The sequence below is a fragment of the Dyadobacter sp. genome (assembly GCF_039919315.1).
In the GTDB taxonomy this organism is placed as follows: Bacteria; Bacteroidota; Bacteroidia; order Cytophagales; family Spirosomataceae; genus Dyadobacter.
Window position 1 is genome coordinate 1 of sequence record NZ_JBDSFX010000098.1, and the last position, 15,102, is coordinate 15,102.

Below are 15,102 nucleotides of genomic sequence, written 5' to 3' on the forward strand. Positions count from 1 at the left end.
GTACCGGGGACGGGAATCGAACCCGTACGAGCGTTTCGGCTCACAGGATTTTAAGTCCTGCGTGTCTACCAGTTCCACCACCCCGGCATTAACCATTTGTTGGGAAACTTTTGGTACCTATGAGAAAAAAAGCACCGTTTCCGGTGCTTTATCTTCTGAGCGAAAGACGGGGTTCGAACCCGCGACCTCGACCTTGGCAAGGTCGCGCTCTACCAGCTGAGCTACTTTCGCATAACCGATTTTGATTATCGTGGTGCAAATGTATGCAGCCGACCCATTGGACGCAAGTTTTTATATGAAATATTTGATAAAAAAACTTCACCTTTTTATTAACAAATTGTAAATCAAGGCCTACTAGCTCATAAATTCTTTTGATCAAACTGGGTTTTCGCCGCCCGTCCTATTTAATCTTCCCGCTTTATATTTTGCTTACCTTTGCCTCCTGCAAGGGGATAATGATTAGATTAGAGGCAGATTCGCCCGAATCTTTAACTTCCTGAACGTTTTATTTTAATTATAATAAGTTTTTTCATGTTTTCTAACGAGGTACTGTTTTTTGGAGGGTTTATATTGGTGATCAGCGTAATGCTCCTGTTAGACCTTGGCGTTTTTAATAAAAAAGACCATGTTGTGAAATTCGGAGAGGCCGCATCCTGGACCATTGCGTGGATTGTACTTGCACTCGTATTTTATGTGATCATCAACACGCATGGGGATTTGGTCCACGGAATGAACAACTATTCCGATCTGGAAACGATCAAAAACAAATTCGCACCCCATTTACAGCTGGTACCGGGCAATTTTGAAGCAAGCCTGGAAATATACAGGAAAAATATGTCCCTGGAATTCATCACAGGTTACCTGCTTGAATATGCCTTGTCTGTTGATAATATTTTTGTCATTATTCTGATCTTCTCTTCTTTCGGTGTTAGACCGAAATATTATAAAAAAGTGCTCTTCTGGGGCGTTTTGGGCGCGATCGTCATGCGCTTTATCTTTATCTTCCTTGGATCTGCTTTAATGCAGCGTTTTGAATGGATCATTTACATCTTCGGGTTACTGTTGGTTTATCAGGGTGGTAAGATATTCTTTGAAGGCGGTGAGGATGAAAAAATTGACCCTGCCAAGCATCCCGTGGTGAAGTTTACAGCCAAGTACCTGCCCGTTTTTCCAAGATATGTGAGGGAGCATTTCTTTGTATTGAAAAAAGGCAAATGGCTGGTGACACCGTTGTTTGTAGTGGTGCTCATCGTAGAATTTACAGACCTTATTTTTGCAGTTGATTCAGTGCCGGCCGTGTTTTCAGTGACAAAAGACCCTTATGTGGTTTTCTTCTCCAACATATTCGCGATCATGGGCCTTCGTTCGATGTTTTTCTTTTTGAGCAACATCATGGGATTGTTCCGATTCCTCAAATATGGACTGGGCGTGTTGCTGGTGTTCATTGGTGGTAAAATGCTGGCGCATACCTGGTTAGAATCTGTCGGATTCGAGACCGTGTATTCATTATACGTGATACTTGGGATCCTGGCCGTCAGTATATTGGCCTCGGTCGTTTTCCCGGAAAAGAAATTGGAAGAGGAAAAAGCTTTATCCAATAGTTAGGTGTAAAGGATCGTTTGAGTATCTATGAACCGCATTCTCAAAGCCTACCTAAAACGCCTTACAAACCTCAGTACGCGTAATAAGTCGTTGTTGCTCACAACATTATCAGCTGAGCAATTCCTTGATTTAAATGATACGGATTTCCTTCTGGAAAAGCCGGCTGTGAATCTGGTCAAACAACTGGTTCAGGGAAAGAACCGCATTGCACTTTGCGACGTCATCGATGCGCGCTATGAAAAAGTCAATGAGGTAAGCAAGCGGATCAGGAAAATTGGCAGAACCGAACGATTCATTGAAGAGGAGCGAGGCTCCCAGGACTTATATGTAGGGTACCCTTTTGTCAAAGGAAAACTTTCCGATGGGACACCCATTCATGCTCCGCTGCTGTTTTTCCCGGTTACGCTCAAAATGGACAAGGAACAATGGTGCCTGTTTGAGCGGGAGGAAGGTAATATTACACTAAATCAAAGTTTTGCGCTGGCCTATGCGCATTTCAATGAGTCGGTCATTTCCGACGAGGTACTCGAAAAATCGTTCGAAGACTTTTCAAAAGATTTTCTGGAATTCCGGACTCAGCTGTATGAGTGGCTGAAAACTACGCCATTCAAAATCAATTTTAACCAACAACTTTTTGAAGATAAATTAGCAGCATTCAGTTCCGAGAAAAGCTCGGAACTGGCTGTTAGTGAGCGAAATGGTGAACTCAAATTGTTCCCGGAGGCAGTTCTGGGGATTTTTCCGCAGGCCGGGTCGTACCTGGTTCCAGATTACAATAGTTTGTTGGAAGCCTTTGCCGAAAAGCCATTTTCGATTCCTCTAATCAGCGAAGAAGTTGAAGAGATTGACGCTACTGACGATCTGGCCGCGCCGTCTGTACCTAGTCGCCATGTAAAGGAGGAAGAGACCTTAACACCATTTGCCATCGATGAATCCCAGGAAGAGATTATTCAGGCAGTGAAATCGGGAAAATCTGTCGTAGTACAAGGCCCTCCGGGCAGTGGGAAGTCGCAGCTAATCTGCAATTTAATGGCCGATTTTGCTTCCAGGGGTAAACGTGTGCTGCTGGTATGCCAGAAGCGAGCGGCCCTGGACGTAGTATATCAAAGGCTGGCAACGATCGGTATGAACGATTTCGTAGGCCTGATTCACGACTTCAAGAATGACCGTGCCGAGCTTTATCGGCAGCTTGCTTCTCAGATAGAAAAGGTCGAGGCATATAAGCAACAAAATTACAGTCTGGACGCAGTTTTTCTGGAACGGGAATTTACTCAGGAAAGTCGTGCGATCGATCGAACTGTCAATGATCTGGACGCTTTTCGTAAGGCATTATTTGATGAGAGCGAATGTGGGGTAAGTATTAAGGAATTGTATCTTACTAGCGATCAAACGGCGTCTCAGGTCGATTTGAAGGATCAGTACCGGTTTTTCCGGCTGGATACATGGGATAGTTTCCGAAGATGTTTCAAAGCATTCAGCGAATACACCATTCACCTCGGTTCGGATCATGCATGGGCTAAGCGAAGGAGTTTTGCGGATTTTGGCATTGCTGAATTGAGGAGCATGGAAAGCATGCTTTCCGACTGGCCGCGGGCATTTTATCAGCAAAAAGAACAATTTGAAAAGCTGACCAGGCAACCATTTTCACAGGATTTTATCCAAAATCGAAAGGAAATTCTGGAACGCCTGAATGACATTAACGGTCTCGTTCAGGATCACGCTACCTGGTCGTTATTTACAAAATACATTCAGTCTTCTTTCAATGGCCATGAGAGGTTGGCTTTCATCAGACAAACGACCGATGCTTTGGAAGGTTTTCTGGCCGAAGATGGCATTGAATTTTCTCTGGAGGGCAGTCAGCTCTCACCATTTGCATTATCACTTCAAAAATCAATAGAATCAAAGCAATCGGCAGTTTCAGGGCTTTGGTGGGGTATGTTTAGTAAAGAGAAGAAAGAAATTGAAAGGGTTGCTGCTGCCAATGATCTCGGTATATCACTCGACGATTTGGTTAAGCTTGAACTAAAAGTACGGAACAGAAAGGAACTGGAAAGTTGGCTAAGCAACAAGAGTCTGGGTGTTGAGGCTGAGATTTTAGATACGCTCGCGCCAACGCCGGAACAGCATTTCGTCCTGTTTTTTCAAAAGGCTGAGGCCGCTGCTGACGCAGTCGTAAGGGCAACATGGGAGCCGTGGTTTCGAATGTTGGTAAGGATCGCTTCTGACTCAGATTTGAATGGGTTCAAGTCAGTTTTAGAAAATTTGGTTCACTGGCTGGAAGCATGGGATCGCATTGAGCAGGCTATTTCGCCATTTTTGTTGCGTGAACAGATCCAGCATTTAATTGCCGAACCGGAAGAATACAGCCAGGCGCTACTTCAATCATTACGGAAAGATTTCGATTCCCTCGCGGATATGGACTGGTTGTGGAAAGAAATGTCCGTGGCCGAGCAGTCGGTAACGAAATTGGTTGCAGATGAGAGCGGAAAACTTAAATTGAGCAGTTCGGGAGAAATGGTTGGCCTGTTTGAAAACAGTGTCAAACTGGCCTGGATTGAACACATTGAAACAAAATATCCTCATTTGCGCTCAGTGACTTCGCTTAAAATGAAGCAGTGGGAAGAGCAGTTGCAGCAAAGTATTTTGGTAAAGCAAAAACTGAGCAGCGACATTACTGGCATTAAATTGCGTGAGGCTACCTATCAGGACATTGAAAAAAATAGGCTGGGGAATCGGGTAACTTACAGGGAACTGGGGCATCAGGTCACTAAAAAGCGTAAAATATGGCCAATCAGGAAACTGATGGAAAGTTATACAGAGGAAGTGTTTTCATTGGTTCCTTGCTGGATGGCTTCTCCGGAAGCGGTTTCTGCTATTTTTCCTATGCAAGAGGCGCTTTTTGATCTTGTTATTTTTGATGAAGCTTCTCAATGTTACGCTGAGTATGGGCTACCCGCTGCGTTTCGGGGTCGGCAGGTAGTAGTGACGGGGGATAGCAAGCAACTTTCGCCCAGTGACCTTTATAAGATCCGCTTTGACGACAAAGCGGAGGAGGAAGAATATTCTGCGGCATTGGAAATAGAGTCTTTACTGGATCTTGCAGCTCAATCGCTGGACCAGTACCAGCTTACCGGACATTACCGGAGCCTTTCACTGGATCTTATCGATTTTTCTAACCGAAATTTTTATAAGGACACATTGAAACTGCTGCCAGATTTCAGAAAAATCAATGAAAACGAGCCTGGCATACAGTACATTAAAACCGAAGGTGTCTGGAAAAATAACATGAACCTGGTCGAGATTGAAAAGGTTATTGAACTGGTGAAAGATTTGAGTGAAACCGGCAAAAGCCTTGGCGTGGTCACATTCAATTTTTATCAGCAGCAAGCCATTCAGGACGGGCTGGAAAGAGATGGGGTCGAAGCCAGGGATTTATTTGTCAAGAATATTGAAAATGTACAGGGAGACGAGCGGGACATTATCATATTCTCGATGGGTTATGCACCTGATGAAAAAGGAAAGCTCTCGATGCAATTTGGCAGCCTGAATATGCAGGGTGGCGAAAACAGGCTGAATGTGGCGGTTACCAGGGCGAGGGAGCGCATTTACTTTGTGACCAGTCTTTGGCCATCGCAATTGCAAACTGAACAAACTGCTAATGCGGGGCCTAAGATGTTGAAAGCTTACCTGGAATATGCATTGGAGGTTTCAGAAGGTAAATTTCAGCCAGCTCCGGTTCTGACAAGGCAGTTCAGAACGGATTGGTTACTTAAAGACCGTCTGTTGAATTTGCAAAATGGATATCAGAAAGAGCTCCCATTTGGCGATCTGACAGTAAAAGAAGAAGGGGTATATAAAGGTTTGATACTGACGGACGACGATCTGTATCACCACAGTAAGTCATCCAAAGAACCCCACGCTTATTTACCCCTTCTTTTGCAGCTGAAAAACTGGCCTTTCAGGCGCGTTTACAGCCGCGAATTTTGGTCAGATTCACTGAACCAGGATATATTATAATTCTTTGATGCGGATATTTCTGTAAGAAACTTTGTCTCCGTGGTCCTGCAAGGCAATTTTTCCTTTGGAAGATGCGCCAAAGCCTTCCCAGGTTTTGAATTTGCTATCTGCGACCAATTTTTGAAATTCAGGGCCCGCAGCTGGAAAGTCAACCACTTTTTTGCCATTCAGCCAGCTTTCGCCATGGCCTCCTTTGATGACGATCTTTGCTTTGTTCCATTGTCCTGCTGGTTTTACAACCGTTAGGTCCGTTGGAGGAAGCATGTCATATAGCGAGCCTGATTTGTGGTTGCCATTTTTACCGGCCTTTGAGTCGGGGTGCTTTACGTCATCCAAAACCTGAATTTCAGGGCCGGTTGAGTATGGGCAGCAATATTTTTTATCTTCAATTACATGGTAGATGATACCGCTGTTACCACCTTCGGCAATCTTCCATTCCAATTCAAGTTCGAAATCGCCATATTCTTTATCAGTTACAAGATCTTTTCCTCCTTTTTCTGCCAGTACGATCGCATTATCTTCGATTTTCCATTGAGGCAGAACTTTGTCGGACTGCCAGCTATGCCAGCCATTCAGGCTTTTACCATCAAACAGGCTAACCCATTTTCCTTTATTCTGTGCCTCTGCGTTACTTCCGGTTAAAGCCAAAGTAATCAATGCGATAACAGATGCTTTGCCGAAAGCTTGCCATTTTGTACAATTCATGTCTTATTTGTTAAAAGTTTTGGATCGCAATATTAAGTACTTTAACCCACATTTTCATGGCATCTATATTTTCAAAAATCGTTAACGGAGAGATTCCTTGTCACAAAATCGCCGAGAATGAAGACTACCTGGCTTTTCTGGATGCGTTTCCGATAGCTCTGGGACATACACTGGTTATTCCAAAAAAAGAAATTGATTACCTCTTCGATCTGGACAATGAATTATATAGCGGTTTATTCCTTTTTGCTAAAAACATTGTTCCGGCTCTGGAAAGAACCGTCCCTTGTTTGCGGATAGGTGTAAGTGTGATAGGATTGGAAGTTCCTCATGCGCACGTGCATTTGCTCCCGCTCAATAGCATGTCAGACGCGGATTTTAGCAGAAAAATAAAGATATCACAGGAAGAACTGGCTTCGTTGGCTGAAAAAATACGAGCCAGCTTTTAGCCGGATCAGTAAAAGGAGAAATCCTTTCTCAGACCGAGTGTGAAGCCGTAGGTTTTGCGGTACAAGTCGCCAATGTCAGCTGCGTATGCACCTTTCAGCGTCATTCCACCCAGTATATCAAGCTTGGTTTGCATCGAGATCAGGCCGGAAAATTGTTTTGGAGATCCGTCGAAACGTTGCTTATAGGTTCCTGAGTTATTGGAATACGAGAATTTAGTTTGCCACTGAATTTTTCTGAACAGCGTGCCCTTCAGACCAAGATGGTAGAGCAGTACTCTATTGTTATTAGTGAAGTTATCGGCGTACAAAGGCCATTTCCAGCTTGATTCAGAAGTAGGCGTGATAAACGGCGTGCCAATCGTGCGGTCGTAATAGGACCACCCATCTCGTACCTGCTGATTGTTGAAATAATCATCGTGGCCCCGAAACTTCCCATTTCCAATGATAAAAACATCACCACCTTGATTTTTGGTGAAAAGCACTTCAAAAACTCCCTCTGTTATTTCAAAGTTGGCACCGTAAGAATTCTTTTTTCTGACCCTTGCGCCATATAACCCGTCGGAAAGTGTCGTCAGATAAAATAATGACCCGTCCTCGTATACAAATTGTCGATAAAGAAAAATACTGCTTTCGTATGTTTCCACCTCTAATGCCAGGTCAATGGAGCCAAGGTGGTTTCCAATGCGGCTGGTGCTATCAAAATGCGTAATATCCGGTCCTGTTCCTCCGATGCTTCCGATTACAGCATGGAAATAATTTGATATACCGTCCGGAAGTTTACCATCTTCGGCAGTAAGGTATTTTGATTTTCCTCCCCACTGTACCTGATGGTTAAAGCCTCCGTATAATTTTAATAGGGAGTGCGCTTTTCCAATGCGCAGATAGAATGCTTTTTGATGAAATTTCAATCCGCTGGTCACAGGCCGATGGCTTTCAAATAAGCCGTCGGAATAAAATGCTTGAAAGGAAATCCAGTTCTTGGTAAATGGAACTGAAACAAAACGGGTTGTTCCGAGGTAGATTTTTGGAATTGGCAGTGCATTCCCGGACCAGGCGTAGGAGCCGGAACCAATGGTCGAGTCGGCTAGCCCTACCCACTGTTTTTTTCTGCCGACATATAATTCCCAGTTTTTATAACGCAGCGTGGCGTGTAATTGAGGAAAAAGGACTTTGTTATTTGTTTGGCTGAAATTTCCGACGGCCTCTGCGCCCACGCCCACGCGCCATACATTTCGGTTGCTATTGGCTGACAATGGCCAGTAATGTTCAAGACCGGCGCGAACACTACCCAAAGGACCCAGTACAGGAACTGTTCCAAACTGATTGGTTTGAAGCCAGAACGGAGTGTGGCCGTTGGAGCTTCCGTAGCCTGCAACTTCTACAAAATTGGTGGTGGAGTCAGTATAAATTTCAGTTTGCCCCGACTCAGATTGAGCGAAGCCAGCCAAGGGGACAACGAATAGAATTAAGATAAGGAAATTTAAAAATCTCATAACGCGCCCTCAAACTGTTTCGTAATGTGTATAATGTAGCCTAACCAACAAAAATAAGTATAACTTTTCGCTATTCATATTGTGCTTAAAAGTGATACCAGCCTGTTGGCTAATCCAGGAAGCCGCTTTTTCGAATGCCAAGCGCCAGTCCGGATGAATTAGGATATAGTTCGCCAATATCGGATGATATGCTTGAATAAATACTGCATCCCTTCAATAATTTTAAACTTTTCTCGACACTCAGAAACAAAGATGCCTGTTGCTTAACAGCGTTGTAGGGACTGAGGAATGTTCCTGAGTTACGGGAATAAGTGCCTTTGAATGTCAATTTTGTGTTTAGCCAGGTTGCAGTCAGACCTGTATGAAACGCCCAGAAGCGGTTATTATTTGTAAATTCACTAGCATTTCTTGGTAAATCACCATTTGTATTGTTAGTTGCGGAGGCTAATGGTGTGCCAATTCCGTTCCCATAATAGGACGAGCCTCTTTGATAAATGTAGCTGTTGTAGTAGTTTCCCCGCTCGTACAATGCCAACCCTGAAAGCGGCGAATTGTTGATTTGGTTTTGTGTGCCGACCACTTCCAGCAGAAAGGAATGGAACGCAAAATAGGTGGATCCGGCAGGTAATGGTTTTACTCGCTTGACGCTCAGACCATTTAGCCCGTCCTCAAAATTGATGGCTTTGAATAAAGAGCCCGTTTCAAAGATATTTTGCCGATAGACAAAGAACGACCAGGATTTTCCTGTCCATTCGCCCGCCAGGTCTATGGTCCCGAAATGCGTACCGATTTTTCGGTGTTCGAATGTTTTGCCAGAGACGGTATACCAGTATGCTTTGGGTGGTTGCAAATCGTACAAAGGCAGTATTTTGTCCTCGCCTCCCCAGATAGCCTGGTGATTGATCCCGGTATAGATATGGAACCGATCCGTTTTTTGTCCGAATCGGAAATACAATGACTTTTGATGCAAATAGGTCTTTGAAACGTGTTTGCTACTGCCGTAATTAATGTTGCTTCCACCCAGAAATCCATCGGAGTAAGAAAATTTCAGGGCAACGAAATTATTGGTCGCATATAACGGGAAATAATCCGAAATAGAAATTTGTAGTCGGGGATGTGGTCTGGCGTTTCCGGCAACTGATAAGGAACCTGAGGTTAGTGTGGTATCCATGAGACCGATAACATTCTTATGTTGGCCTGCCAGAATTTCAATAATTCCTGCTTTTCCTGCGACAAAGGCGTCAGAAAGAAATGCCCTGCCAGATTTGCCATAGCTTCCGATGGCTTCTACTCCTCCACGCCATTGAAAAAACCGCGGATTATTTGGATTGTAGATTTTATACAGTCCGACATTTCCCAATGCATAGTTGCCATCCATTGGTACGCTTCCATTTTGGTTGGCGTGTTGCCAGAATGGTGTCCGAGCCGTAGCACCTGCAACGGTGACGGATGCTTTGTAAAATACAGTAGAGTCCTGAGCGTGAGTCTGTAACGCGAGACATAGAATGAAAATAATAAGACAGACTCGCATCCGAAAAGTTGGGAGGGGCATTGACGTTCTAGAAGTTTCTCATCCGTTGACTAATACTCAATTTTACCAAAGTTATTTGATAAAACCGGATTTCCGCCATCCCAGCATAATCGCTGCGTTATTAGGATAAAATTGTCCGATGTCTGTGGCCAAAGCTACACTCAAATGGTCTGTTTTTTTATTAAAAATTACTGTCTCTGCCCTAATTAAAAGTGCGGTTTGATGCAGGTAAGGGTCATATTCGTTCTTGTAAGTTCCGAAGTTCATTGAGTAAGTACCTTTGAAGAGGAAGTTGATTTTTTTCCATGAAACATCAGCACCCAAATGGTAGGCGATGATTTGATTATTCACTGTGTACGATGTGCCCAAGTCAGTCAGGTTTTTCCTGATCACGTTTTGAGGCGCAATCAATGGGGTGCCAAGGGTTCGGCCTTTGTACGACCATCCCTGGTTGTATACATAATGATTGAAATAATTATCCTGGCCGAAAGTTCCTGTGTTAAAATCGAACACAGCCCCTCCCTGATTCTTCGTGTAAACAAATTCAAACAATATGGTATTCAATGTCAACCCTGGGTCCTTTTCTCTTTGATCTTTCCTTTTGAACCGAATTCCATTCAAACCATCGGCGACATTCGAAAGATTAGCCAGCGAGCCATCCTCGTATATGCTCTGGCGATACACAAACAGCGTCCAGTCACGACCTTTCCATTCTGCACCGATGTCAATTGTGCCCAGGTGATTTCCTACTCTGCTCGATAGCCAAGATTTTCCCAGAATTACATATTCGTAGGCTTCGGCTTTTTTCAGTCCGCCTGTGAATATTTTATCTTCACCTCCCCAGATCGCCTGATGGTTAAAACCTGCATATAGATTGAGCTTGTGCCGCCGCTTTCCTAACTTTAAATACAGAGATTTCTGATGCAGATAGATCTCCGGCACATTGGTAACATTGCCGTAATGTACCCCTGCTGAGCCGAGTAATCCATCTGAATAGGAAAATTTGAAAGTAAAGATGTCATTTCCCGGGATGATGTTTACAAATTGCGGCGTTGAAATTTGGATTTTGGGATAAGGACGGTAGTTGGCAGACATTGCGATTGAGCCTGTGGTCAAGAGGCTGTCGGCTAATCCGATAAATTCCTTTCGTTGACCAATGCTTAGTTCAACTGGTCCTGCTTTTCCTGCTATAAAGAGGTCAGTGAAGAAAATGGACGACTGTTTGCCGGCATTTGCTATACCTTCTATTCCGCCGCTCCATTGAAAGAAGCGCGGATTATTTGGATTATATATTTTATGAATGCTAGCTTTGGCGGATAGGAATGATCCTTTGTAAGGAATGGCACCATACGAATTTGCATTGATCCAAAAAGGGCTATCAGGCGTGGAAGCTGCGCCCAACAGGGTAGCAGAATAGAAGAGCGTGGAATCCTGAGGGTATGCGTTGGAGTAACATGTTACTAGACCTAGTAACAGATAGAAATATTTCCTCATTCAGCATTTGTAAATGATTCAGATATACCCCGGAAATGCGCTACCTACCTTTCTTGCCAAAAATGACCACGGCTGTCAAGAGAATTATTTTTAATTCCAAAAACAGGTTCCAATTCTTAATGTAATACAGATCATACATCAATTTGTGACGTGCGTCATATACACCAGCGCCGTAGGTGTACATTACCTGAGCGTAGCCTGTGATTCCCGGCTTGATATTATGCCGCATGTTGTAGTAAGGGATAATTTCATCAAAGGTTTCAGTGAACACCTGCCTTTCCGGGCGGGGACCGATTAACGAAATGTCTCTTTTAAAAATATTGATCAGCTGCGGGAGCTCATCAATGCGACTTTGCCGCATGAATGAACCGTAAGAGAATGTTCTGGAATCATTCTTTTTTGAAAACGAAGCGCCATTCTGCTCAGCATCAAGGCCCATTGACCGGAATTTAATGCAATGAAATGACTTATTATCCATTCCGACACGTTCCTGATAGAAAAATACAGGACCCGGAGATTGCAATTTTATTCTGAAGTAACTGAGTATCCAAATAGGGAAGGTGACAAGAAAGAGAATGATCGAAATCGTAACATCAATGATCTTTTTAGGATACCGCACCCGTCTGCCAAAGGAAGGCATGTTCAGAAGATTAGGATTGATTTCTGAAACATCATCAGGAATGTACACTTTTTTTAGACTTTTCTCGCAAAAATCGTATACAGTGGTTATTCTAATGGATTTATTTTTTCTGACAACCAGCTCATATATAACCCTGTTCCTTTTGTCGAATTGGGGATTGGTGACCAGGTGTATCTTCTCAAACTTGTCAAGTAATGGCCTTACCGTGTGATTAAGAAGATAATCATCATCATCGGAATGGGGAATCAGGATAATCTCTTTGTACCTCTTTAATAACAAAGCCAGATCATATTTCTGAAGGAAGTAATCATAACTCGTTACAATTAAAACCTCTTCTGAAACTGCAGTTTTGCTTAAAAGCCGGTGGACATACCTGCGATCAGAGACGTAAGTGTTTCTCATATGTGTGTATTCTAGAAATAGTAAAGAAAAGATAGCTGTGTGTTACGAATCACAAGTTTATGAATAAACTTTCAAAAAAGAAATTTACCGATGTTGTTTTTATCATATTTATCATGAAAAAATCAAACTATGTGAATATTAGGCCGATATCGCCTTCTTTATCATCTGTTAGTCATGAGATCGGCACGGCGCATTCGAGCAAAATAATGTTTGGTAAATGTGTCACTAAGCTGCTCAAAGCATCATAATGCAAAGTATTGGTGATAAAAGTTTTATGATCAATACTTGACTTGGGTCTGTCGTCTGCTCTTGGAAAAAGTTTGTGAGATAGAGGAAAAAATGCTGTTTATTTCATTACCTGGCCATTGGAACGCTGAAATGAGGACGAACCTAATTAATTTTAAGCCGGTAGTATAAGTACGTCCGTATAGTGTATACGCAAAACGTTCAACTGTACTTACAAATTACAGCGTTTCCAATTCGTCAATGAGTGAATCAGAATAGGTTTTTACATGTTTGAATTTTTCATAACAGGCACTGCTGATTTGCTCATAGATGCCGTCGACATGGATTACACGCTCTACTTTATCGAGAGATTGCTCCCATTTTTCTTTGTTTGAAACGTCTATAAAGATTGCTGTTTCCATGTCCGTGGCGTAGTTAGGAATTTCACCTACGGGCGTGACAATGCATACTAACCCATGTTGCATAGCCTCCGCAACACTCATGGCCATGCCTTCCCGCGAACTCAGTTGTATCAGAAAATTATACTGTTTAAAGATTTTCAGCTTTTCTGCGGCGTATACCTCGCCTTTGAAATGAACAAAGTCATTCAGGGCGAGCGCTTCGATCTGCTTCTCCAAAATACTACGCTCGCCATCGTCTTTGCCATAAATGTCCAGGGTGACGTTCATGTTCCTGGATCGGAGGTCTGCAATAGCTTCTACGGTAAGCGTGAGGTTTTTAACTTTGTTAAGCCTTCCAAGAAACAGCAAACGTATTTCATGCGGATTCAACGGCGCAATCAGATTTTGATCGGGCGAAGGGTTGGTACAGAACGAAATAACGTGAACTGGTGCCTTAGGCAGGAAATTGGATGTTACGAATTTTGAAGTTGCTTCCGAATCTGTCAGGATTTTATCTGCTTTGCTGATGGCTAGGACAGAAAAGAAGCGATCCAGTGCATGCGCAAATCCGGAACTGTGTATAAACGATACAAAACATATTTTTTTGTGGAATTGCTTTGCGATCGTTCCAAGCAATGATGCCCGCCAGAGTGAGCATATCATCAGATCTGGATTGAAATCTGCAATAAAATTGAGAAGTTGGGTAACCCGAAAAGGGTAGAGGTATGGTTTGAAATCGAACGAGTAAAAGACACTTTTTTCGTCTTCGGTCAGATTCGAGATGATCTGATCGTCTACTCTTCCCAGAGCCAAAACTCTGAGATCATATTTTCTGTTCAAGTCTGGTATTGCCGAAAGGAGGGCCACTTCTACTCCACCGATTTGTACATTGTGCAGAATATATAATAGCCTTTTTCGTCCCATTCGATTATAGTGCGCAATGCGTGTAAACAACCATAAATCCTGATTTTAGATCATGTTGAAATTCCGCTCATTAAATGTCAAAATCTTCACGAGCGATACAATTTAACAATTTCACTAAATACTTTATTCTCTGAGAACTCCTGAATTGCTAATTCTCTGCTGAATTCACCCATTTGGCGCCAGCTGCCCTTCCTGGAAAGCAAATCCTGAACTGCCGAGGCAATTGTCGTCACCGATCGGGGTTCAATCATCAAACCGTTCTTGTCTGATATCACGGTCAGGTTGCAGCCCGGGACATTAGTGGTTATAACCGGCAGGCCGCATGATAATGCCTCTAATATACTTCTTGGAATCCCTTCGCGGTAATAACTGGGGAGAATAAAAATGTCAGACTTCCGTAAATACTCCTGGACATTGTTCTGGCGTCCCAGGAAATGAATGAGATTGCTTGACTTATAACGGTCGATGTACTCTCTACTGACGGTTCTGGGATTTTTGTCATCTGGTTCGCCAATGATGTTTAACTGAATACTCTGGGCTAAAGAAGGCGGTAATGACTCAAAGGCCTCCACCATTTCCCTTATTCCTTTTTCCCATATTAGTCTGGTCGTACACAAAAAGGTCAACTTTCGCGATTTGCTTTCGCCAGGTCGTATTTCAGCAGGGGAGAACTTGGTAATATTGACTCCGCTGCCTTTCACTAACTTGATTTTATGCCGAAAACTTTCTTTGAACAGAAAATCATCAAAGTCGTCCGGGTTCTGTATAATGACCAGATCAGCCCTCAGAAATTGGATGAAAAATAAAATCTGGGATAAAAATTTCAGAATCCTGTATTTAGGTTCGGAATTAGCAAATGCAATACCCAGACCCGCAATGTGCAATACTACATTTCTTTTAGTGAGTACATTAGAAAAAGAATTGATCAGGTTTGGTACAAATTTGAAAGAATGAACCAGATCAATATTATTTTTCTTGCTAAAACTTCTGACTTCCAGAAGGGTTTTGAACAGATTCAGCGGGTTCTTATTATCCCTTTCGAGGCTTGAATGTTCTACTATGATACCTTCTTCCGCTATCAGGTTGGTGTAATCGTCTTTCGGCAACAGCACAAAGACCTCGAACCCCTCTTTTCTCAAAAAACGCGCAAAAGGCATTCTGGCATTATAAAAATCTTCCCCATCGTGAGCAAGGAGAAGAATGTTTTTATGGATCATTCCTT

Annotated in this window: 10 protein-coding genes and 2 tRNA genes; 3 read left to right on the top strand and 9 right to left on the bottom strand. The window is 43.0% G+C overall.

Going from position 1 to position 15,102, the window contains the following annotated elements:
- Position 1: 1 nt before the first annotated feature.
- Together ABIO93_RS28535 and ABIO93_RS28540 are read right to left on the bottom strand one after the other, a co-directional pair.
- A tRNA-Leu gene (locus ABIO93_RS28535) sits at positions 2-87 on the bottom strand.
- A 71-nt stretch (positions 88-158) separates the two neighbouring features.
- Positions 159-231, bottom strand: a tRNA-Gly gene (locus ABIO93_RS28540).
- A 300-nt stretch (positions 232-531) separates the two neighbouring features.
- On the opposite strand from ABIO93_RS28540, the gene ABIO93_RS28545 reads away from it, so the two are divergent.
- Together ABIO93_RS28545 and ABIO93_RS28550 are read left to right on the top strand one after the other, a co-directional pair.
- Positions 532-1,605, top strand: coding sequence for a TerC/Alx family metal homeostasis membrane protein (locus ABIO93_RS28545; protein ID WP_348073426.1), 1,074 nt, complete (start codon positions 532-534; stop codon positions 1,603-1,605).
- A 24-nt stretch (positions 1,606-1,629) separates the two neighbouring features.
- A complete protein-coding gene (locus tag ABIO93_RS28550) occupies positions 1,630-5,619 on the top strand; it encodes an AAA domain-containing protein (protein ID WP_348073427.1) in 3,990 nt (1,329 codons plus the stop codon).
- Here the strand turns inward: ABIO93_RS28550 and ABIO93_RS28555 are convergent.
- Positions 5,614-6,324, bottom strand: coding sequence for a DUF1080 domain-containing protein (locus tag ABIO93_RS28555; RefSeq protein ID WP_348073428.1), 711 nt, complete (start codon positions 6,322-6,324; stop codon positions 5,614-5,616). The two genes, ABIO93_RS28550 and ABIO93_RS28555, sit on opposite strands and share 6 nt — an antisense overlap.
- Positions 6,325-6,380: 56 nt before the next feature.
- Between ABIO93_RS28555 and ABIO93_RS28560 the strand changes: the two genes are divergently transcribed.
- Positions 6,381-6,770 carry an HIT family protein gene (locus ABIO93_RS28560; RefSeq protein WP_348073429.1) on the top strand — a complete coding sequence of 130 codons (390 nt, stop codon included), beginning with the start codon at positions 6,381-6,383 and terminating at the stop codon, positions 6,768-6,770.
- A gap of 5 nt (positions 6,771-6,775) precedes the next feature.
- On the opposite strand, the gene ABIO93_RS28565 is transcribed toward ABIO93_RS28560, so the two are convergent.
- The 6 genes from ABIO93_RS28565 to ABIO93_RS28590 all read right to left on the bottom strand — a co-directional run bounded on the left by ABIO93_RS28565 (position 6,776) and on the right by ABIO93_RS28590 (position 15,097).
- Positions 6,776-8,263 (bottom strand): capsule assembly Wzi family protein, encoded by a 1,488-nt coding sequence (locus ABIO93_RS28565; RefSeq protein WP_348073430.1) that lies wholly within the window; start codon positions 8,261-8,263, stop codon positions 6,776-6,778.
- Between the two features lie 109 nt (positions 8,264-8,372).
- Positions 8,373-9,794: a capsule assembly Wzi family protein gene (locus ABIO93_RS28570; RefSeq protein WP_348073431.1), complete on the bottom strand. Its 1,422-nt coding sequence runs from the start codon at positions 9,792-9,794 to the stop codon at positions 8,373-8,375.
- Positions 9,795-9,866: 72 nt separating this feature from the next.
- On the bottom strand, positions 9,867-11,288 hold the full coding sequence (locus tag ABIO93_RS28575) for a capsule assembly Wzi family protein (protein WP_348073432.1): 1,422 nt from the start codon (positions 11,286-11,288) through the stop codon (positions 9,867-9,869).
- Positions 11,289-11,328: 40 nt separating this feature from the next.
- Entirely contained in the window at positions 11,329-12,330 is a 1,002-nt protein-coding gene (locus ABIO93_RS28580) for a sugar transferase (protein WP_348073433.1), read from the bottom strand.
- Positions 12,331-12,794: 464 nt separating this feature from the next.
- A complete protein-coding gene (locus ABIO93_RS28585; RefSeq protein WP_348073434.1) occupies positions 12,795-13,880 on the bottom strand; it encodes a glycosyltransferase family 4 protein in 1,086 nt (361 codons plus the stop codon).
- 86 nt (positions 13,881-13,966) lie between these two features.
- Positions 13,967-15,097, bottom strand: a complete 1,131-nt coding sequence (locus tag ABIO93_RS28590; protein ID WP_348073435.1) for a glycosyltransferase family 4 protein — start codon at positions 15,095-15,097, stop codon at positions 13,967-13,969.
- Positions 15,098-15,102: the final 5 nt, after the last annotated feature.